17 protein-coding genes and 1 tRNA gene are annotated in these 20,639 nt (G+C 42.1%); 3 read left to right on the top strand and 15 right to left on the bottom strand.

Annotated elements, in window-relative coordinates; genetic code table 11:
* The 7 genes from Q7S11_04700 to Q7S11_04670 form a co-directional block, all read right to left on the bottom strand.
* A partial coding sequence (locus tag Q7S11_04700; protein MDO8573026.1) for a hypothetical protein occupies nucleotides 1–844 on the bottom strand: 844 nt, incomplete at its 3' end.
* A gap of 57 nt (nucleotides 845–901) precedes the next feature.
* On the bottom strand, nucleotides 902–1,942 hold the full coding sequence (locus Q7S11_04695; GenBank protein MDO8573025.1) for a polysaccharide pyruvyl transferase family protein: 1,041 nt from the start codon (nucleotides 1,940–1,942) through the stop codon (nucleotides 902–904).
* Nucleotides 1,943–1,998: 56 nt separating this feature from the next.
* Entirely contained in the window at nucleotides 1,999–2,811 is an 813-nt protein-coding gene (locus Q7S11_04690; GenBank protein MDO8573024.1) for a glycosyltransferase family 2 protein, read from the bottom strand.
* Entirely contained in the window at nucleotides 2,811–3,509 is a 699-nt protein-coding gene (locus tag Q7S11_04685; GenBank protein MDO8573023.1) for a class I SAM-dependent methyltransferase, read from the bottom strand. Before Q7S11_04685 ends, Q7S11_04690 begins: the two co-directional genes overlap by 1 nt.
* Before the next feature lie 2 nt (nucleotides 3,510–3,511).
* The gene (locus Q7S11_04680) at nucleotides 3,512–4,612 is read right to left on the bottom strand and encodes a glycosyltransferase family 4 protein (GenBank protein ID MDO8573022.1); all 1,101 of its coding nucleotides are present in this window, start codon (nucleotides 4,610–4,612) and stop codon (nucleotides 3,512–3,514) included.
* A gap of 2 nt (nucleotides 4,613–4,614) precedes the next feature.
* On the bottom strand, nucleotides 4,615–5,559 hold the full coding sequence (locus Q7S11_04675) for a glycosyltransferase family 2 protein (GenBank protein MDO8573021.1): 945 nt from the start codon (nucleotides 5,557–5,559) through the stop codon (nucleotides 4,615–4,617).
* Nucleotides 5,560–5,567: 8 nt separating this feature from the next.
* The gene (locus Q7S11_04670) at nucleotides 5,568–6,845 is read right to left on the bottom strand and encodes an oligosaccharide flippase family protein (GenBank protein MDO8573020.1); all 1,278 of its coding nucleotides are present in this window, start codon (nucleotides 6,843–6,845) and stop codon (nucleotides 5,568–5,570) included.
* Between the two features lie 343 nt (nucleotides 6,846–7,188).
* Between Q7S11_04670 and Q7S11_04665 the strand changes: the two genes are divergently transcribed.
* Both Q7S11_04665 and Q7S11_04660 read left to right on the top strand, forming a co-directional pair.
* Nucleotides 7,189–7,368 carry a DUF1059 domain-containing protein gene (locus Q7S11_04665; GenBank protein MDO8573019.1) on the top strand — a complete coding sequence of 60 codons (180 nt, stop codon included), beginning with the start codon at nucleotides 7,189–7,191 and terminating at the stop codon, nucleotides 7,366–7,368.
* Between the two features lie 85 nt (nucleotides 7,369–7,453).
* Entirely contained in the window at nucleotides 7,454–8,032 is a 579-nt protein-coding gene (locus tag Q7S11_04660) for a PAS domain-containing protein (GenBank protein ID MDO8573018.1), read from the top strand.
* Between the two features lie 72 nt (nucleotides 8,033–8,104).
* Here the strand turns inward: Q7S11_04660 and Q7S11_04655 are convergent, their stop codons facing one another.
* Nucleotides 8,105–9,229, bottom strand: a complete 1,125-nt coding sequence (locus Q7S11_04655; protein ID MDO8573017.1) for a glycosyl hydrolase — start codon at nucleotides 9,227–9,229, stop codon at nucleotides 8,105–8,107.
* 123 nt (nucleotides 9,230–9,352) lie between these two features.
* Between Q7S11_04655 and Q7S11_04650 the strand changes: the two genes are divergently transcribed.
* Entirely contained in the window at nucleotides 9,353–9,541 is a 189-nt protein-coding gene (locus Q7S11_04650; GenBank protein MDO8573016.1) for a DUF1328 family protein, read from the top strand.
* 273 nt (nucleotides 9,542–9,814) lie between these two features.
* Here Q7S11_04650 and Q7S11_04645 read toward each other — a convergent pair.
* From Q7S11_04645 to Q7S11_04615, 7 genes are all read right to left on the bottom strand, one after another.
* Nucleotides 9,815–9,885: transfer RNA gene (locus tag Q7S11_04645), tRNA-Gly, on the bottom strand.
* Between the two features lie 10 nt (nucleotides 9,886–9,895).
* Nucleotides 9,896–10,279: a septum formation initiator family protein gene (locus tag Q7S11_04640; GenBank protein MDO8573015.1), complete on the bottom strand. Its 384-nt coding sequence runs from the start codon at nucleotides 10,277–10,279 to the stop codon at nucleotides 9,896–9,898.
* A gap of 581 nt (nucleotides 10,280–10,860) precedes the next feature.
* Entirely contained in the window at nucleotides 10,861–12,666 is a 1,806-nt protein-coding gene (gene lepA / locus Q7S11_04635; protein MDO8573014.1) for a translation elongation factor 4, read from the bottom strand.
* 78 nt (nucleotides 12,667–12,744) lie between these two features.
* Nucleotides 12,745–13,008, bottom strand: coding sequence for a hypothetical protein (locus tag Q7S11_04630; GenBank protein ID MDO8573013.1), 264 nt, complete (start codon nucleotides 13,006–13,008; stop codon nucleotides 12,745–12,747).
* 232 nt (nucleotides 13,009–13,240) lie between these two features.
* Entirely contained in the window at nucleotides 13,241–14,893 is a 1,653-nt protein-coding gene (gene murJ, locus Q7S11_04625) for a murein biosynthesis integral membrane protein MurJ (protein MDO8573012.1), read from the bottom strand.
* Between the two features lie 57 nt (nucleotides 14,894–14,950).
* Entirely contained in the window at nucleotides 14,951–17,335 is a 2,385-nt protein-coding gene (locus Q7S11_04620) for a tetratricopeptide repeat protein (GenBank protein ID MDO8573011.1), read from the bottom strand.
* 873 nt (nucleotides 17,336–18,208) lie between these two features.
* Nucleotides 18,209–20,539: an ATP cone domain-containing protein gene (locus Q7S11_04615; protein MDO8573010.1), complete on the bottom strand. Its 2,331-nt coding sequence runs from the start codon at nucleotides 20,537–20,539 to the stop codon at nucleotides 18,209–18,211.
* Between the last annotated feature and the right edge of the window lie 100 nt (nucleotides 20,540–20,639).

Below are 20,639 nucleotides of genomic sequence, written 5' to 3'. Positions count from 1 at the left end.
CAAACAAGAAAAAGCTAACTATGAATATGAGCAGAAGATAGTTGCTAAAATAAAAAATAGCTTGACTTTTATCGGAGTAAAAATCAAAATCTAAAAAAACATCCTTAGAAAGAGCAAGCCCATTCACATACCCCCCGGCACTAGCAACATCCACTATTTGTGTATAATCAACAGCTTCTCCACCCCTTGTGAATGTATTTTGAATAGAGTCCTTGCTTACAGTCCCTAAGCTTATAAGGGGAAGTACGAAGTAGAGAGAAAGTAGCAAAAAAAGCAAACCTGCTGTAAAAATTCTTACAATACCTTGATAGTTCAAAACTTTTTTGTAGTGATATACTACGTATACAACCAACACAAAAGTGTTTACAATAAACGTGAAGGGATGAAGCAAAGATAAGTTTAATAATAGAATGATGTATATAAGATATTTAAATCTTTGTGTTGCTAAGAACGACTTTAAGCATACCAATGCAAGTGGTAACGCAGAAGCAGACAAAATAAGCCCGATTTTAGAGTAGTTACCAAGAAAGGCCGGGTTTATAAGAAACACCAAGGCACCGACCATTGCGGGATATTTTGGTACATTTAAAAATCTTTTCAAAAATGTATATATACTGATACCACAAAATATAAGAACGAACGCAATATAAAAATACCCTGTAAGTAACGCGCTGTTGGTAAGCCAGAAAAAAAGCAATGTTTCAGATTTAGAAAATAATCTTAAAATACCGTCCAGCGAGAGAGCACTGGTATTATCAGACCAAAGGAAAAAGTGTCGGAGTAAATAGTCAATTCCGTTGAGCGGTAATACAAAATCTGCATTGCTAATAAATAGTTGTTTCATGCTTATTTATGAATTTATCCCCTTAGGAATACGTGTAAACATTTCTCCTAAAATCAATCATTCGTAAAAATGATTGATAAAATTCTGCATATCAAAATAGGAAACATTTTTTATATCAAAAAAATATTTTATTCCAATTGATTTAAAAAGTTCACTATTTTTATTATCATAGCTAATTGGCAAAAAAGATGCACCAGTTAGGTGTGCAACGAGTTGCCCATGAAATTGAGGAGAAATCATAGCTATATTCTTATGGTGATAACTGAAGAGAAACAACAAAGCTACGGGATTATAATGAAAATCCACCACAGTAATATTTTTATATTTCTTTGAAACATCCAGGAAAAAATTATAGCCCTCCTTATCAACTATTTTAGCCTCAAACAGGGCCATAATGATTTTTTTATCTGTATTTTTTTCAATAAATTTTTGAATCTCTTCCTTAAAGCTTGCATACTTATCCCCAGAAAATCTTCTGGTAGTGATGAAGATGGTTTTCTCAGAAATATCTACTTCTTTTTTTAATTCATCCACGTCACTCGTGTATAACTTCTCATCTAATTCGTGGAAATTAAAGACGATATCGTTGTCTATGAAAATATTTCTTGATACTCTGCTAAAATTTCTAAATGTTTCATTGTCTCTCGCAATGATGATATCGCTGGAAAATCCGGCTAACCACCCTGCGAACCTACCAAGTTTTGTGGTTGATAGATAATAACCAACTCCGATCAAGTATATTTTTTTCCTGAGAAAGTATTTTGCGAAAAATAATATTAGACTTAATAGCGCGATATTTTTGTTAAAATCAAGCCCCCACAACCCACCACCGCCAATGATTATATTTTTGCACTTAAAAACCTCTTTTAGCATATCCAGTGGAGTTGCTGGTATTTTTTTATATCCAAAATCATGGTGATAGTGTGAATATATTTCCGGAGAAGTATAATAAAAAGATATATCTTTTACCCCGTTATTTTTTAACAGATTTAGGATAACCTCAAGAAGTAACTCGTCTCCAAAATTTAACCCTCCATAATATCCTATGATGAAGGATTTTTCGAGGTTAGTCTTTAAGAAAAAATTAATTATGTTCATGAATATCTATAAAAAATAATATTAACAGTGCAAAAAAGAAGATCCTAGAAAGTGAACTATTCACGCAATCTTGTAATCACATATCCAAACCCCCCAAATCCAAACTTAAACAAGCTATAAAAAATAAAACCCGCGCCCAGCATCGGATGACGAACAAACTTCGCCCAGTTTTTAAAGTACACACCACGTCCAAAGCTTAATTGCTCCTTTGCTTCTTCGCTGTTTTCTTTTTTATAGTTCACAAAATCCTTTCCATAGTGATAATATTTCATCATGTGTTTCCAGAAATTTGTCGGTTCGCCGAGGTGGAGCGCTTCTGCGTCAATGAAACCCGTTTTGAAACCGCCACGATTGAGTTTATTTTGGAAATCGTAGTCCTCTCCTGCGGTAATAGCCGAATTAAACCCGCCAATTTTTTCATAAACATCTTTGCGAACAAAACGAGCTGACGAATGTGTTATGTCATATTTATACATGTCGACTTCAAACTTTCGAATCTTTGCGATCCAGCTCACACGCACATCGGGGGAATTATGAACGACAATTGCTTCGTAACCGTCCCCTGCTTTTCTCACACACTGCTCAACCACTTGAGGGTCAAGCACAAAATCAGAATCCACCTTGTAGACATATTCTCCAGTAGCTTGAGATACTCCATAATTAACTTGCGCACTACGCTCCGGACCTTGATTGTAAACTTTATCAGTGTATTTCTTTGCAATCGCTTTCGTATTGTCTGTTGAATTATTATCGACAACAATAATCTCAATGTTTTTATAGGTCTGGTTTTTGATAGACGAAAGACACGCCTCGAGAAATTGAGAAGAATTTTTTGTGGGGATAATGACTGATACGAGCGAGTCTTTCATTATTTTTTTATTGTTGCAATTATCATGAACGCCGCATGATTCTTAAAAATATTCCCGACACTCGCAGGAAGTGGGTAAAACCCCGATCCAAAGTGATTTAGCTTAGACAGTCCAAATTGTTCTTGCCACTCAAACAACCAGCGTGGTGTATAAATACACTTATGTGTCCAACTTGAAATTTCTGTTTTTTCTGCTCGATGAACAGCAACAGGATTCCCTATACCTAATGTCACCTTTGAACTGTTGGTGAGATCAAATGGAGCCCAACCAAAAAATAGTGCGAAAATATTATGCCAACTTGCAAGATTATTTGTACTGGTTACCAAGACACCACCCTTTCTGAGTACTCGAGATGCTTCACCTAAAAAATGATCAACGTCCGATAGGTGCTCGATTACCTGATTTGAAACAACACAATCAAGTGACCCGTCTTTGAACGGCCATATATCTTGATCTGCTTTTAAGGAGAAGCACTTGATTCCCCTTTTTTCTGCTTCATCGCTTTTCTCTTTTACAACCTCTATTCCATATATTTTTTTCGCACCAGCCGCTTTTGCATAGTTAAGTGTGAGCACACCATCCCAGCACCCAACATCTAAAAGTGACTCAAAGGGACCAAATCTCCTCAGGGTTTCTGAAACAAGTTCGTCATTCATCAGCCTCGCATTTGTATATATTTGGGCTAAATATTTTTTCATATTTATTTTTTTATTATTTCTAAAAAATTCTGATATTGCTTTTCAAACGTAATGGTTTTTGACCACTCCCATGCGTTTTGGCGCATGGTTTCATGCGCTTCCTTTTCTTCAAGCATTTTCATGATCGCCTCGGCAAGAGCTTGGGGAGTATTCTCTTTTGTATGGAGTCCCGTCACGCCATCACGCACGCAATCGCGCAGACCATCCACATCATATACCACCGCCGGAGTGCCTTGGCTATTTGCCTCGGTAACGACAAGTCCCCACCCTTCTTTGAGGGAAGCAACTGCAAGAACATGCGCTTCTTGCATCAGTCGAATTTTTTCTTGACGCGAAACTTTTCCCAAAACTTCAATGTCATCTTTGTAGTTACTGTTTGCAATTTCTCGTAATACCTTTTTTCCATACTTCCCCGCCATGTCGCCCGCAATCACGAGTTTCACCTCGGGGGTATGAGCCTTTATAATCTCAAATCCACGGACAATATCAAGGGTGCGCTTCATGGGACGAACAGCTCCGAGCGAAAGAACTGTTGGTATTGCAGTCTTTTTTATACTCTCGAGACGTTCCACAGGCTTTATATCTATCCCCTCGCTTATAATTGAAATGTTCTCTTTCTTGAAACCATAGCGCGCGAGATCGCGCTTGGTACTTTCTGAAATAGTGATCACGCGTTCTTTGGAGAGTAGTCTCAAATAGAAAGGTTCAATACAATAGCCCGCGAGCGAAAGCGGAAAAAATATTTGATAAAACCATATCTCCCGCGCGAGCTGATGAAAAAAGAGCGCGCGCTTCCCTTGTACGTACCACGGGGTAAAAAATGGGATGGTATTTATTTCTTCAACAACAAGATCATGCACACCCTTTAAATGTACGCGGTAGTAGCGAAATGCATGCCAATAGACACTTGCTCTCCCACCGACACGAATGACTCGATAGCCGTTTACCATATCTTCCCCGCTCGCGCCAGCATAGCCGGAGGTGAGGAGCGTCGCCTCATGTCCATCCTTTACGAGTCGTGAGAGTATGGCATCGGTCACCACTTCTGCTCCCCCCGCCAGCGGATGGCGTTTATCTTTCCAACTGAACCATAGAATTTTCATATTTATTTTTTGTGATCCCTGCGCACAATATAAAGCGGTCTATTCTGTGTCTCGGTATGAATATGGCCGATGTAGTATGCGAGAAGTCCAAGCGAAACAAGGACAATTCCTACAAGGAAAAGAGTGATGTCAGCAAGGATGGCGGGCCCGGAAAAGTTGAAATTCAATGAAACTATATAGCGGTCAACAAACATGACTGTTCCGAGAATACTGGAGAGAATCATGATGACTACGCCAATATATCCTGCGAGGCGGAGCGGCAGGAGACTATGGGAAATGACACTTTCGGTGGCCAGTCGCATCAGTTTCAAAAAACCATACGATGCTTCACCAACGAGACGCTCCGGAGCATCAAAGTAAACGGGCACACGGCGAAAGCCCAGCCAGTCAATGAGTCCGCGCGTCATGCGACTGTGCTCCGTAAGGCGATTGAACTCAAGAACAACACTGCGATCGAGCAGGCGAAAATCTGTTGCACGTGGCAGTATCTCGGTCTCAGACATGAGCCGTATGATCTTGTAATAGAGCGCGGAACCCATTTTTTTTATGAATGAGTCGCTTGCATTATTATTACGTACGCCAAAAACGATTTCGGCACCCTCTTCCCATAGTCGAATGAATTTTGGAATAAGTGCTGGCGGGTGCTGGAGATCGGCATCAATACAGATAATCGCATCACCCAGTGCGTGATGAAAGCCGGCTGTTGTGGCGGCCTCTTTGCCAAAGTTACGAGAAAATTCGATCAAGCGCACAGACGAATCGCTTTGCGCAAGCGACTTGACTGCTTCACGCGAAGCATCTTTGCTTCCATCGTCAATAAAAATTATTTCGTAAAAATATGGAAGTGCGGCAAACACTCGCACAAGCTCCGCATACACTAGGGGGATATTCGCCTCTTCGTCGTGAACAGGAATGATGATTGATATTTTTTTATCTATTTTTCTCATAATGTTTTCTAAATGCTTTTTTTAAAAAAATGAAGTGATGACGCGAGGAGCACAAGCGTGAATGCCGTACTTGCGGCAAAATCAAACACGATGGTCCCGGGAGTGCTGTGATTTGTGGCGATGAGTACAAAAACAGCAATGAATCCTACCACAGATACCGGAATAAGCGCCCTGGAACGCAAGGCGAGGAGGTAGGTTACAAACAAACTAAGGAAAGAGACGAGGAGTGAAGAGAGTGAAAAAAGAGGAAGAAGGTACGCGAGGGGGGCATATTTTGCTCCAATAAGAAGGGTGATGATCTGTGCAGGGAAAAGCGCAAATATGAGAAACGCTCCCCCGCCGAGAACACCTACATAGAGAAATCCCTTTTTTAGGATTGTGCGATTTTGCTCTGCCGTATTGTGTATCTTTATAGAAGAAAGGAGTACCGCACCGACCGAAGCAGTGCCAAAAAAAATGATCCTTGCAATGGTTGCAACGCCACTATACATTCCTGCGACTTCGGGACTAAAAAGGCGTTTGATCACCAGAACATCAGCAGAATAGAGAAATGTTACCAGCCCCAGGGAGAGCAAAATAAGGATACCGTAAGAGATTTCTTTTTTGATGGCATATACCATCTGCTTAAAAGAAACAAGAGAAAGTGCGAATCCTTTGGATCTCGATCGCATGTATAAAATTGCGATGAAAGATGCGATAGCAAGAGCCCCTATGGCACCAAAAACGCCCATCCCGAGAACAACCAAAAGGATTGCGAGAGCGAGTTTGCCTCCCGCAGAGATGGCTTGCGATAACGATAATGCCATAAACTCACTTTTCCCCTGGAGGTACGCTCCATAAAAAGTAGCAGGCACGGTCAACAGGAGAGCCACTGCAAATACAGAAAAACTCCACGACGTTTCAAAAGCAAAAAATCGTGAAATGGCGGGGCTTGCAATAACGAGAAAAAAAACAAAAGGAAGCTGTACGGCGAGCGCGGCGGTGTAGAGGCCGGGAATGGAAGCGGCGTTGGATATAAGAGCTCTTTCTCCGGGAAGACCGTCGTGCTCGCTGTTTGACGCAATGTGGAGCACGATCCGATTAAACACCGTCATCACAACTCCCGAGAGGAAAACGAGTGAAAAAATTGTTTGCACTTCACCGAATTCTTCGACCGTCAAGAGCCGGCTCATGATCGGATGATAGAGGTAATTTAAAAAAGCTATCACGATCGAACCCAGAAAAAAAATAACGTTATTTTTAAGAAACGTATCTTCTCGGACCAGTGCTATAGATTTTTTAATCATCTTATTAATTTTGTGTTTTGCGGGGACTACCGTGACGCAAATTCTATGCAAGCAAAAAAGCCCCAATAAGCTAAATATTTTATCACGCTTGGGCGCTTATGTCAAAAATAAATTGCGATTGCGGTATGGTGTTTTACAAAAAAAGAACGCCTAAAATATAAAATACAAAGGACTTTCCTTTGTATTTGCCTTTGTGTTTGCTCCAAATTTGATTTGCATCAGAATTGACCTCGCCCACGAAGCAGACAGTTCTCTGCCTGAAATGAAATCCGCATTTGCAATACATACCATGTGATGTACTATTAAAGAAGTTTTTATTAGCAACTGTGTAAATTTATAAATTATGGTAAAAGTATTTAAATGCAAAGACGCTGGAATTGATTGTGATCAAGAATTTAAAGGAGAAACGAACGAAGAAGTTATGGTAAAAACCAAAGAACATGCGGCACTAGCACACAATGTGCAAACCATGTCTGAAGAAATGGAATCAAAGTGTATTTCTCTGATTTCAGATAGCGCATAAAAATTACAGGAACAAAGAAACATGTTGATGGTTTTTATGTCGTTTTAATCCTTGAACACTCTAGGGCTAATTTAATTCTAAAAACATGACAGAAATTGACCCCATGCGGATACTCTCGTCGATTCCGCAAGGTGTTGCGGTATTCAACACGGAAGGAAAAACAACCTATGTTAATCCCTATACCATATTTCTCATTGGTATATTAAGTGTTGAGGCCTTAGGTCAACCAATCGATGGTTTATTTAACCTTGTCTTAGAAAATGGAGAGGAGTTTGCAGAAGGTGAGATTTATAAAACTGTAATTGAGGGCAAGAAACCTTTTTTGCCTGCTCATAAAAAACAAATCGTATATCTTTTTACGGCTTCAAAAAAACGCCGGTTCCCCGTATTATTTGTTGTAACTCCTATTATAGAAAAAGGTGGCGAACTAACAGGGGGTATTGTTACATTCAGAGATATTACTACGGAAGAACACGAGCGTATGGCACTCATAAAAGCTAAGGCTGATTTAGGTGAACTCAATGGAAATCTACTAAAACAACAAGGAGAACTAAAAGAAAAGAATACGGAACTTGAAAAACTCAATGCATTCATGATTGGTCGTGAGTTGGCAATGATCAACCTCAAAGAAGAAATAAAAGAACTTAAGAAAAAAATAGTGTAGATTTTTATTGGCTTTTTTAAAACAAATCTAGACTTTCCCTAATAACCATACACGGACTTTGTTGCGCGCTTTTTAATGTTGTGGAAGTTTTGTCATCAAGCTTTTGAATGTTTGATAACTATCTCGTCGTTCGCCTTTGTAGCTAATGAGACCGAAGTCATACCCGATTCGCTTGAAATTTTTTAGCGTAAACCAAAAAATGCCGTCCGTAGCAGAGCGCTCATTAAATGCCGTCGTAAGCATGGTTGCTACGTTCTTTTGATTGTCGGTTCCAAATTCATTAAACCAAATCGGTTTAGTTGCATCGCCATGCGAAGCCATATGTGTGCGAAGATCGGCGACAACTTCTTTGAATTTTCCTATGCGTCCATAGGGATGAAACGCGACCACATCAAAACATTTCCCTGCACCAAGCGCATAGAGTCGATCAAGAAAATCTCTATAAGGATAACCGTCTGGAGAAAGTCCGCCGAGCACAATCACTGCGTTTGGATCCTCTGCATGAATGGCGGCATTTGCTCGCGCCAACATAAGCGCGTAATTTTCAATATTTTCCCCTGGATCTGCCTTATTGGTGAGCCATCCGTAGCCAGGCAAATTTGGTTCATTGAAAATTTCCCAGTATCGTATGCCGTAACCGTTCTTCCAAGAAAATTGCTTCGCTGCATCCCCTCCCGCCTTGTATCGCCTCACTATGCTTTTTACAAATTGCGCATAGTCGTCTGCGGCGACGTTCCAATGTAAATTCGCGGTGCCGATTCGTTCTGGAAAATAATGAAGTACTGCAAGCGCCTGCGTGTTGCTCTTTGCCAGTCCGGATGCAAAACGATCATATGCATCCCATCGATAAAGCTTGCTATCGCGTGCGATTACACTCCATGGAAATTCAGCGCGCACCCAAGGAACCTTAAGGTCAGCGATGGCAACAAGAAGATCGGGGTCATCAACGCCGACCACACTCAAGCCGACAGCATCGCGCGCAATATCTCCTTTCGTTGGCATACATGCGTCGACAACTTTTTTTATATCATTCGCCGAAACATCAATGGGTTTCGTAGATGTTGACACGGTAGACGAAGGGGGCGTGGTGGTCTGAACAATGGACGTATTCGAAACAGGACGATGCCCTAATTTAGAGAATATAAAAATAACTATTCCGACAATAACAATGTATTTTACGATACGAACTATGCGCATAATTCTTACCTATTTCTTATAATTAACGTGACAAAAACATTACTTTCATAAGTTCTTCATGCTAATAGAAGTATAGTAGCATAAGTCAAGCTCAATATATTTAATAACTAACCAACTACTACTATGCTTTCTTGGTCACTTACATTTTTTGTACTCGCGATTATTGCCGCTTTATTCGGCTTTGGTGGTATCGCAGTCGCGGCGACAGGTATTGCAAAATTTCTGTTTTTTGTGTTTGTTGTATTATTTATTCTTTCTTTTTTCTTTAACACCGCAAAGAGGGTGGACAGTATGCTGGAAAGGAATATCTAAAAAATTAGCAGTTTACTCGCTTGTTTAAACACCAATCTGAAGGTTCCTCGGGGCTTGCCCCGAGGAACCTTTATTTTGGTGCGAGTACGGGGAATCTTCCGCGACTCTCGGCTCGTCGCCACTCGCCTCGGTCTGGACACCAGCTCGTCTGTTTTTTGATAAAAAACATGACTCCGCTGTTCGATTCCCCACGGAAGTGCCGTAGGGCACTTCCTGCCCTCGCACTGGCCAACAAAAAACTGCTCTTTTAAGCAGTTTTTTGTTGATTGCCAATGCGGGTACGGAGAATCGAACTCCGATCTGCTGCTTGGGAAGCAGCCATTCTACCACTAAACTATACCCGCATGATTTAAATTACTGCCCTCCAAATAACCGCAAAAATTTATGCCACAATCCTCTGATGCCCGATTCATTTTGTGTCGATGTCCCTTCGGGAAAAGTTGGGTCCACCACGACTACAACGCTTTCTCCCTGCTTGGCGACATTAAATCGACTTCTTATTTCCTCTTCTAATCCGCGTTCAGTCTTCAGATTTAAAATTTTTGCTTCTAGTTCCAATTTGCGAGTTTTAAGATCTGATAATTCTTTTTCGAGACGATTTTTTTGTTCGCGGGCTAAAGATGCTTTTTCGTAAATATTCCATGTACTGTTGAGCGTTACCAAAAGAAGCACCGCAAGTAAAATAAATGTGGGTCGCGAATACAAGATTTGATGAAATTTTTTCTGTTCCTGAAGCATTACCGTAAAAGATTGACGCTATGGTAAAACAAAGTCCTCAAGTAAATTTACCATAGGGATAATTGAATTGTAACGTATTGGGGATAATTTTTAAAGATTCAAGCAGCACGCGGACAAACGCACCTGCCTGCCCTGCCTGCCGCCTGCCTGCCGGTAGGCAGGGCAGGCAGGGACTATACGACGACCACCGCAGAAATGATTTGCCATTTTTGCTTGAGTATCACATTCAATTTTTCTCTTATCATACGATATATCGTATATTAAGGAAAAATTGCCCTTACCCCCTTGTTTCACTTTCAACTTCCCACTTTTTACTTTTTACATTCTCCGTGCTATAGTACTCCCATGTTATTTCAGAAAAAGTTCCAAAAACGCATACGAATATTCTGGACTGTTATTTCTTTGATGGTGATCGTGAGTATGGTGCTCCTCTATTCCGCTCCTGCGTTTTTCTAGACCTACATAAGCTTACGGATTAGCACCAACCAAATGCCTAGGCATTTGGTTGGTGCTAATACTGATTAATGCCCCACATGAGACCAATGGCATGGTAAAAATTTGAGACAGCTTCTCGTTCTCAACTAGTCCTTATCCCCCTTCATCATTTTAAGGAATACATCGTGCGGGATATTAACTTTTCCGTGCTCGCGCATCTTCTTTTTTCCTTTCTTTTGTTTCTCTCGAAGTTTCATTTTTCGAGTTATATCGCCTCCATAGAGATACCCAGTAACGTCTTTTTTCATCGCCGAGAGCGTTCGTGAGGAAATAATGCGTCCGAGCGCCTTCCCTTGGATTTTGACGACGAACATCTGGCGAGGCAGTACTTCATACAGTTTCTCAACAGCTCGCTCTGTTTCCTGTTCTACTTTTCGTCTGGATACAACACGGGAAAATGCAGGTACCACTTCGTCTGCAACCAAGATATCAAGCCGTACCACATCAGCTTCGCGCGAACCACCAAGCTCATATGAAAGCGACGCGTACCCTGATGACACACGCTTGAGATCATCGAAAAAATTCCTCATGAGCTCGCGCAAGGGCATCTGAAATCCGATTGCGGTGCGATCGTCGCCGAATAGTTCCGACTCGCCCACTTCAGCTTCGTGTTCAAAAAGTATTTGCATAATCGCGCCAACACATCGAGGCGGAGTGATTATTTTCCCCGTCACCCATGTTTCATAAATTTTCTTTATTGCCCCATCGTCAGGAAAAAGTACTGGCGTATATACCATTTCTTTTTTGCCGTTTGGATACTCAATCTCATAAGTAATCGAGGGGGTGGTCATGATAAGCTCGAGCCCATGCTCGCGCTTGAGACGCTCCATAATGATCTCCAAATGAAGCATCCCCAAAAACCCGCACCGGAATCCTCTCCCCAGCGCGCCGGAACTTTCTTCTTCAAACGAAAGTGCCGGATCAGAAAGTTTGAGCCTCAAGAGTGATTGCTTAAGCAACATAAAACCATCCTCGCTTTCAGGATAGAGTGACGCCCACACAACCGGTCGTGGCTGCATGTATCCCAATAGTGCGGGTTCCGGATTTTTGAGTGAGGTGATTGTATCACCGACAAATGCGACTGCCGGCTGTTTTATGCCGGTAACAATATAACCGATCTCTCCCGGAAGAAGCTCCGCCACTTCTCTTTGGTCGGGATGAAAAATACCCACCTCAAGCGCAATAAATTTTTCTTTTGTGGATGCAAGGAGAAGGCTGTCCCCTTTTTTAATACTCCCGCTAAAAATACGTGCGTACACAATAATGCCTCGATGATTCGAGTATTCAAAGTCAAACACAAGCCCTTGCAAGCCTTGCGTAGAGACGCTTGGGTCTTTGGGTGGAGGAATTTTCTTTATAATTTCGCGAAGAAGTAGGGAGACACCCACGCCTGTTTTCCCCGACACTGCAATGATATCTTTTTCATCACAGAGAAGAAGTTTTGCAACTTCCTCGGAAACTTCCTTGACGCGCGCGAGTGGAGAATCTATCTTCGTGAGCACGGGGATAATCGCAATACCGAGCTCACGCGCCATACCAAGTGTGGTGAGTGTCTGCGCCTGCACCCCTTGTGTTGAATCAACCAGCAAGAGAGACCCTTCCACAGCCTTGAGCGCACGGGAAACCTCGTATGAAAAGTCGATGTGTCCCGGAGTGTCGATGAGATTTAAAATATAGTGCGTACCATCAATTTCATGTTCCATTCGCACCGGCTGCAATTTAATGGTAATTCCCCGCTCACGTTCAAGATCCATTGAATCAAGCACTTGGTCCTTCATTTTATGCTTCTCGATCGTATGAGTAACCTCAAGCATCCGGTCGGCAAGGGTGCTTTTCCCATGATCAATGTGAGCAATGATACTGAAATTTCGTATGTTTTGAGACGAATTCATAGGTCACAGCATAACACATAAGCGGTTGGTGGTAAAAAAGAAAACCCGCCGAAACGAGTTTTCTCGTTGAGCGGGTTATTAATTGGGTTTGATGAAAGCGTGGAATACGAGTGAGCCACCGAGCATTTGAAACGTACCGATGTAATCACCCTCGTTTAATACGGGGTGCCCAGTTCCAAAAATTTGAATAACACGTGACTCTATCTTAGTTTTTGTGTCCACCATAGCCCACAAACAAGGCTTCTCGTTTTGAACTTGCACTGACAAAGCTTTCGCTCCGACAGGAAGTTCGACAGTTTGGTTATCGGTGACTTCAAGTGGGAACTTCCAGATTGATTTCATTTTGCCCTCCTAGGTGGCAGTAAGTTAACGAGCAATACTCAAACTGTTAAAATGGTACACCTTTCACACAGTTTGTCAAGTTTTTTAGCTTAAGTTTTAATCTGAATCATAACACCCCCCACTAGCACATTTCTCATGCCCAGGCATGAGAAATGTGCTAGTGAGTATAAAAATCATAAAAAGATGGTGCGGGAACGATATGCTACAAGTTGCAGGTTACACGTTACAAGATTTAAAGCTCCTCTTTATCCGGCGCAATAGCGCGCGCTTTCCAGAATTTGGAGTGAAGCGCTTTTCCAACTTCTTCAACTTCCCGGTTCTTTATAAGTTTAAGGATTATCACGCCCGCAACGATGCCGAGCACGCCGGAGAAAAGCCCCTGGAGGAAAATTCCAAAAAAAGTATTGATATCAAAAATTTTAGCAAAGAGGCCAAGGAAAAGATACGCTATAAAACCCATGGTCACTGCCCCAAGAAAACTATGCATAAATGTTCTTCGCAAGAATGAGGGCATGTTTTTGAAATCGCTTTTGAAAAACCAGAATAGAACAAGGGCGTTTGCGATCATCCCCACTGAATATGCAAACGGAAGCATAATAATAATGCTCCCCGGATTATCTTCAATACGAAGAAGGGCTTCCATAAAATGCCTAAAGAAAAAATTGGCTTCAAATATATTTACGAGAACATACGCAAATACTACAGTAAGGACGGATGAGATGACATTCACGAGAAGTGGCGTTTTAGTATTCCCTGCCGCATAATACCCCCGCACAAAAAGCAAGATGAGCGACTGCGCAACGAGTGAGACAGCGAAGAGCGCAAGCGCCGCGGCAGTAAGTCTCGTATCAGACCAACTGAATGCGCCCGAACCCAATATGGTTCGGACGACCTGCGCGCGGAGAACAATAAAAAGTACCAGGATAGGAAGCGACCAGAATATAATATGTCGTGCGGCGGCGACAATGTTGTTGACGAATTTTTCTGTTTCATTCTTAGAAAAAAGGTGCGCGAGTGTGGGAAATGCCGCAACCGAATACGAGACACCGACAATCGCAAGCGGCACCGACTGGAGGTTGAGTGAAAAATTAAAGACTGCGATCGAACCTTCCGGCATCCGCGACGCAAGAGAGACAAGGATGAGAAGCGCGACTTGGTTGACCGAAAGACCGATCGTGCGCGGAAGCGAGAGGTACACCACATCTTTAATCTCGGAAAAACTGATTCTGCGTGAAAATGTGGGGAGTAATCCGAAACGAAGAACAGTGGGAACTTGAATAAGAAGATGGAAAAGCGCGCCCAATACAACACCATACGCAAGTCCGGAAAGCCCCCATACCGGATAAAAACAAAGTATCCCTATGATGATGCCGATATTGTAGAGAACCGGACTAAGTGCGTACACAAAAAACTTTCTCGCAGTTTGAGTGATGCTTCCTAAAAGGTTTGAGAGACCGAGCAAAATAGGCGAGAGGAGCATAATCCTTGTCAACACAATAAGTGTGTCTCGAGAAGATCCCTCGATCCCTGGAAACAACATCCCGGTAAGTTTGGGGATAAGAAAAAACGCCACAACGCTTACGAGAACGATCGTAGTAAAAAAAACAGTAAATACGCTGTCGAGAAAATCCTTGCCGCGCTGCTCTCCATTTCCAATTTTTTTAATAAGAAACGGAATGAGGACGGTGACTGAAACAAAAGACGCAATGGAAACAAAAATAAAATCAGGGATCCGAAACGAGGCGTAATACACATCAAGCGCCGCACCCGCACCAAACTCGTTGGCAAAGATACGATCACGAATAAGCGCAAGAATTTGTGAGACAACTGCAGCCGTTCCAAGAAGAAAAGCGGCTTCATGAAGACCGCTAAACTCTTTGTTCATAAAGTTAAGTATCTTCTCAACCATTGTAAGGATTTATTTTGCTCACCATTCTTTGTACTATCGATCTTTGAGTGGCGGTTCAGTTCTTTTTTCCGGGGCTTGAGTTGGTGCTTGAGATTCAAACGGGTCTCTTCCCGCCCTTAGATTCAAGAGCACTTCTCGCACTTCAGCATTGTCGGGATTGAGCTCTTGAATTTTTTTAAATTGATCAATGGCAGAAGATGTCTTTCCTAATTTGTCATATGAAAGTCCGAGGAAATAACGTGCATTTGAATATAATGGCGAAAGTTCAAGTGCTCGTTCAAACGCCGATATCGCCCCTTGCCAATCCCTATTTTTGTAGCGCAGGAATCCAAGCTGAAAAAAGACTCCGATGCTGTTGGGGGAAATTACGGATGCAACTTCTGTGGAAGCTATGGCGCTTTTTAGATTTCCTTCATCTGCCTGAATTTGGGATAGAACAAAAATTGCATCAGTATAATCGCTCTTGAGTGCGAGCGCTTGTGCAATATATTTTTTAGACTCTTCTTTATTTTTATCAAGATCGATACGTGCCCGAGCAAGGAGTAACGCGGGACTTTTTGGATTAAGTGTGATTGCCTTGTCATATGCCTTCTTTGCTTCCTCATGAGCACCCTCTACCCCAAATGGAGCAAGTGTTTCATAGGCATTACCAAGAGCTACCCAGTTTTGATAATTGGTCGGATCAAGATCGCGCGCCCGAAGTGCGTTAGCAATAACATATCGAGATTCAGACTGAAATTGCGTTTTGATGGTATCTTGCGATACACCTTCTTGAGAAAGAATTCCCTTTAAATGTACGATGTTTGCTGCGGAAAGATTACGGTAATAAACATCGTATTCAGAAAGAGTAATCGCACGAGAGATTGATTCAAGGGTTTTTTCTATATCCCCCCGCTGACTAGCGATCAACCCTTTTTGAAAAGATACTACAGAAAGAAATTTTTGAAACAAGAAATACCCGCCAGCCACTGTTCCAACAATAAAGAGAATGAGGGTAAGAACTGAAATAAAACCAACGCGAGGATCTTTGAGAAATGAAAAATTATAATTCTTTCCGATTCCCGCTTCGGTCAATACCGCTATAAATACCCCCGTCATAAGAAACGCTAAAGAAAAAATAACGATATTGGGAACATAAAACAATGAAACAATCCAAAGGTATAAAGCACCAAGAAACGATGAGAAAAGAAGGTAGTGTGAAATTTTCCCTACAGCAACCGAAAGAATCGCCGTGAACCCACAGTAGAGGAAAAGACCTAAAAACAAAAGCCACGCAATGATTCCAATAGCCCCTGTTGTTATCGCAAATGTTGGAATAAGACCGATTCCCGAATCAAAATCCACATCCCAAAGCGTTGATTGATTAACTTCGCTTGGTTTATAAGAAAGCCATGTATTTAAGAATCGATTGGGACCAATTCCAAATATCGGATCTTCGCGCAGAGCGCTTTTTCCGACCTCAAAAGTTCCCTGCCAAGATGGACGAATAATTTCTGTTGGAATATTTATTGGGATAGTTCTACTGCGAACATCATTCACCATTCCACTTCCCAGAACACAAATAAGTGACAAGAGAAGTATTCCGAGTGACGCAATGGGAAATTTTCTCAACGTAAGACTTGTGCCTTCTTTGCCATTTCCCAAACTAAATGAAAGCATGTAAACGGAAATAACCAACGAAAATAACCCGATAATAATCCAAAGGAGTGAAAAATTTATTATGATGAGTACCGTGAGAGCTAGTGCCATAATAACCGATAGAAATATCTTGAGCGTCTTGCGGAGCGCAATAATTTCAAATGCACTGAGAGACACAATGAGAATAAGACCGGAAAATGTAGCTAAGTCGGTCCACTTTCCTATGAGATTTGCCGGTACGGCAGAAAGGAATTTCTCCGGTAACCAAGAGAGCAGCGCGAATGAAATAATTCCTATTTGATAAAGAAATACAATAGCAAATGATACAAGAAATGCTAAATATAAATAAAAAATCCGTGTTTGTTGTTGAAAGAAAATTGACACGAGAAACATGAACAGAAATAAAATAAAAATCGTGCTGAATGTCCCCGTTTCATATCCAAGACCAAAAAATGACGCACGGGGAACTTCAGAAAAAATCGATGAAACAAAAAAAACAAGAGGAAGCATGAGCCCCGATAAAAGTAGGAGGCTTTTGGGAAATACGAATCTGCCATCCTTCATGCGTCCAATCAGCCAAAGGAAAAAACATCCCATAACAAATGTTGAGATGAGCACACTTTTACTTACTTCAAGTATTGATTGAGGAATAAAGAAAATCGGTAAAAGTACTACGAGGGCCAACAGCATAGAAAAAACGCTTTTGTCTGATCTTGATTCTTTAAATTCTGCCCCTGGAGAGATTTCTGTATTGAAAGGAACTTGAGTGTTTTCGTCCATACTTGTAGTGTTAAATAATTTATCAATAAAAAAATTCTGACAATTTCATGGTGACAAAGTAACTCTATTATATAACCTAGTTTCTTGATAGGCAACCGAGGATTACTAAAAGTAATCCTCGGTTGCGGAAGGGCCCCGCGTTTCCGCGGGGCCCTTTCATAACCTTGTATCTATAAGCCGAATTCTGTGTCTTAACCGAAGTTAAGATAGCAGTTATTTATCTAGGTCCCACATTACTGGGGGACTCAAGCGGCACTCCGCTCGTACGCAGCACGAGCAAGTAAAAAGTAAGAAAGTTCATAAAATCTATAAAGCACAGAGTTTCCGTTTAGCTTTATAAACTTTTCACATTACAAACATTCAACTTGCTTGTGCTACGCACAAGCGACACGACCTTGCACCCGGGTAAGGATTTTGCCGTTTCACCCTCGATATTACTATCAAGGCTATTCCATCTTGCGATGGAACCCTAAACCCTTTCGAGTCTAAGCGTCTCTGCTCGCACCTCTATGCCCAGCCTACCAGTTGGCAGGTTGCGCACGACGGGCGTTACCCGCTACCTTGCTGCCGATTTTGCCCACCGCAGGTGGCTCAAAATCGAGCACCCTGAGCCTGGTCGAAGGGTAGAGCCCCTCGATAAACTCGGGACGCTTAATTTTACAACTGCCTGTGGCAGGCAAAATTGGCGAGTGTTCGGACTTTCCTCCCCATAAGATAAATCCTACGGAGCAACTGCCCAATACAAGGCTTAAAACATTATACAATAATTTTTAAGATTTGCAAACAAAAAAATGTGCCTCCGGATTCGATGAAGTCTTTTCTCAATTTTAAAACCCCGTCACGAGTGTGACGGGGTTTTAAGTACTTCGCAATCTATTTCTTCGCAATCTCGCTTGCTTCCGGAGCCATATCTACTTCGCATACTCCCGAGACACATGCAAGCTCTTTCGCGCCTTGCGTATCATCTTGTGATTCATATGTCACGATCTTCGAGAAATCAATATGCTTGAACCGTTTTGCAAGTTCTTCATATTTCTCTTTCGTAATTGGCTCGTAGGGCGCAAGTTTATATACGTGATTGCTTCTCGGCAGAAATGAAAGCCCGCCGATCATATCCCAATTTGAATAGAGCCAGTTTGCCACCTCAACCCATTCATTATCCCCCACGGAAATCGTGACTGACGGATTGTGTTCGGTGAAATTCTCTTTCACCATTTTCCAATACTCAAGTTGCTCGATCGCGGTCTGGTCATCTTTGAATATAGAACCTGCCGGCGCTTTGACAGGAAATTCCAAAACATAGGTCGTTGCGTTCTTGGGATCCTGCCCTACTTCTGGATAATACGGTACACCTTGATCTTGAAGCATTTTGAAAAGATTATCAGTCGAAGAAATTCTGATGCGGCGGATATAGTATGGAGCGTGACGCGGATGCATTCCTGATGATGCATCAACTAATTGAGATACTGTCCCAGACGGCTTGACGCAGGTGACCGACGTAGAAGGATTTACTTTAAAACGTTTTGCATATTCTTGATTTGTCTTTACTGCCATCTCGCGCAATTTTTTCATAACATTCGCATCACGAACCGCTGGGCTGTCCCATTGACCGGTGATTGACACCCCAAGAAGACGATCTTCGTCGCATTGCTCTTTCCATTCTTTTGAAAGATAGGGGAAATTAGTGAGTGTCGATTGGTAGGTTCCCAAAATCGCCGCCAATCGAGCCTTTTTGAGAAGGGATTCCTCGGTATCATCGGCTCGTGCCACAATCTCGGATAGGTTGCAGAATTGCTTTGATTTAAGGACTATTTCTCCACATGGATTGGTCCCCGTGGTATCCCAATCTTTTTCAAGAGTTTTCCATCGGCGAGCGGGAACCTGTTTTTGAAGCGATCCTCGGTTAAAAATGCCCCGCTCTCCTGAACCTGCTTTCATTAAAGACACCCATTCATCCAAGAATTCCGCGTTGGATGGCTTCTGCCAATATACCGCGGAATTGTTCGCCATCATGCGCTGTGGATCGGTAAGATAGAATTGCCCATCCTTGGCATGGCGAATCTCGTGGTCATCAAGATCAGATAATGAGATAAGTGCGCTTCGACGGACACCACCAGAAACGACAACTTCACCAACTTTGCAAACAATATCGTGAACATCAATGTTGGAAAGTCGACGACCTTGTTTCTTTAAAATCTTTGCGCGAGAAAATTCCATGAGCGCGATCAAGGGTTCGGGTCCTGACGCTTTTCCACCCATCGTCTTCAAACGCGCTCCCGCTGGACGCACATTTGAATAATCAAACTCGACATCCATTCCATCAAACCATGCTTCAAGTCCGAGCACATATGCATCAGCCCATCCATTCTTACTGTCATCCACAACGTGAGTTGTTAATTTTTTCCCTGTCTGCCGTTTAATCTGCGGAAGCTGCTGCACAACATGACTTTCAACAGTGTAACCGACACCAGTGCCCGACATGAGTAGGTACATGATCTCGGCGAAATCGCGGAGCTTCGTTGGAGCGACAAATGAACAATTATATGCGCACACATTATTTTTTCTCGCCGCGCTTCCCGAGCTCCACATGAGTCGCATCGATGGCATCACTTCTTGTTTTAAAATTGCTTCGCGAAGCTCGCCGTACTCAGTCTCCTTGAGTTTGTCCCCGATATTTTCTTTCATGAAGCTCATGTAACGATCAACGGTCTCAATCCAAGTCTCACGACGTCCTTCCCCATCCATCCAACGCGAGTAGGTGCGATAATATACAAATTCTGCGAGCGGATTTTTGAAATATTTTTTTCCTTCTTCGGTAAGTTTGCGAACTTTCTCGGGAACACCAACACCAACTTTTCGCAAACGAGCACGCTCTTCTCTATAAAGTATGTAGGTCTTCGCCGTCTTCGCAAACTCTTCAAAAATAAGCTCTTTTTCGACAATATCTTGAATCGCTTCAACACCAGGAACAAAGTTTTTGACCAATTTACTGATCTTGAGAAGTTCAGAATGCACCTTTCGTGCAATATATTCCGCATCTTTTTCTGTCCCCTCTTCCGCCGCAACCATCGCTTTGTAGACTGCGTTCGCAACCCGTTCAAGTTCGAATGGAACAATACCTCCATCACGTTTCTGAATTTTTTTGATTGGACCTTTGTTGGCTGTTGCATCTCCTACAATATTTTTTGCGATGGATTTTGACATGGTGCTTTAAAAAATAAAAGTTGGTAATGGGGAACTTTGTAGAATCATTTTACACCCAAAATTTTTTCATGTCGAAGCAAAAAAACAGTGGATAACTTTT

Source organism: bacterium (genome assembly GCA_030648955.1).
GTDB lineage: Bacteria > Patescibacteriota > Minisyncoccia > Phycocordibacterales > JAUSHB01 > JAUSHB01.
The sequence above is the reverse complement of the archived record's forward strand: the minus strand, read 5'-3'. Positions and strand labels throughout refer to the sequence as shown.

Bases quoted from the DNA above. Each gene is read 5' to 3' on its own strand.
- murJ (MDO8573012.1), bottom strand. From the start codon at position 14,893: ATGAACAAAGAGTTTAGCGGTCTTCATGAAGCCGCTTTTCTTCTTGGA.
- Q7S11_04685 (MDO8573023.1), bottom strand. From the start codon at position 3,509: ATGAAAAAATATTTAGCCCAAATATATACAAATGCGAGGCTGATGAAT.
- Q7S11_04620 (MDO8573011.1), bottom strand. From the start codon at position 17,335: ATGGACGAAAACACTCAAGTTCCTTTCAATACAGAAATCTCTCCAGGG.
- Q7S11_04670 (MDO8573020.1), bottom strand. From the start codon at position 6,845: ATGATTAAAAAATCTATAGCACTGGTCCGAGAAGATACGTTTCTTAAA.
- Q7S11_04650 (MDO8573016.1), top strand. From the start codon at position 9,353: ATGCTTTCTTGGTCACTTACATTTTTTGTACTCGCGATTATTGCCGCT.
- Q7S11_04680 (MDO8573022.1), bottom strand. From the start codon at position 4,612: ATGAAAATTCTATGGTTCAGTTGGAAAGATAAACGCCATCCGCTGGCG.
- Q7S11_04690 (MDO8573024.1), bottom strand. From the start codon at position 2,811: ATGAAAGACTCGCTCGTATCAGTCATTATCCCCACAAAAAATTCTTCT.
- Q7S11_04630 (MDO8573013.1), bottom strand. From the start codon at position 13,008: ATGAAATCAATCTGGAAGTTCCCACTTGAAGTCACCGATAACCAAACT.
- Q7S11_04695 (MDO8573025.1), bottom strand. From the start codon at position 1,942: ATGAACATAATTAATTTTTTCTTAAAGACTAACCTCGAAAAATCCTTC.
- Q7S11_04640 (MDO8573015.1), bottom strand. From the start codon at position 10,279: ATGCTTCAGGAACAGAAAAAATTTCATCAAATCTTGTATTCGCGACCC.
- lepA (MDO8573014.1), bottom strand. From the start codon at position 12,666: ATGAATTCGTCTCAAAACATACGAAATTTCAGTATCATTGCTCACATT.
- Q7S11_04660 (MDO8573018.1), top strand. From the start codon at position 7,454: ATGACAGAAATTGACCCCATGCGGATACTCTCGTCGATTCCGCAAGGT.
- Q7S11_04675 (MDO8573021.1), bottom strand. From the start codon at position 5,559: ATGAGAAAAATAGATAAAAAAATATCAATCATCATTCCTGTTCACGAC.
- Q7S11_04665 (MDO8573019.1), top strand. From the start codon at position 7,189: ATGGTAAAAGTATTTAAATGCAAAGACGCTGGAATTGATTGTGATCAA.
- Q7S11_04615 (MDO8573010.1), bottom strand. From the start codon at position 20,539: ATGTCAAAATCCATCGCAAAAAATATTGTAGGAGATGCAACAGCCAAC.
- Q7S11_04655 (MDO8573017.1), bottom strand. From the start codon at position 9,229: ATGCGCATAGTTCGTATCGTAAAATACATTGTTATTGTCGGAATAGTT.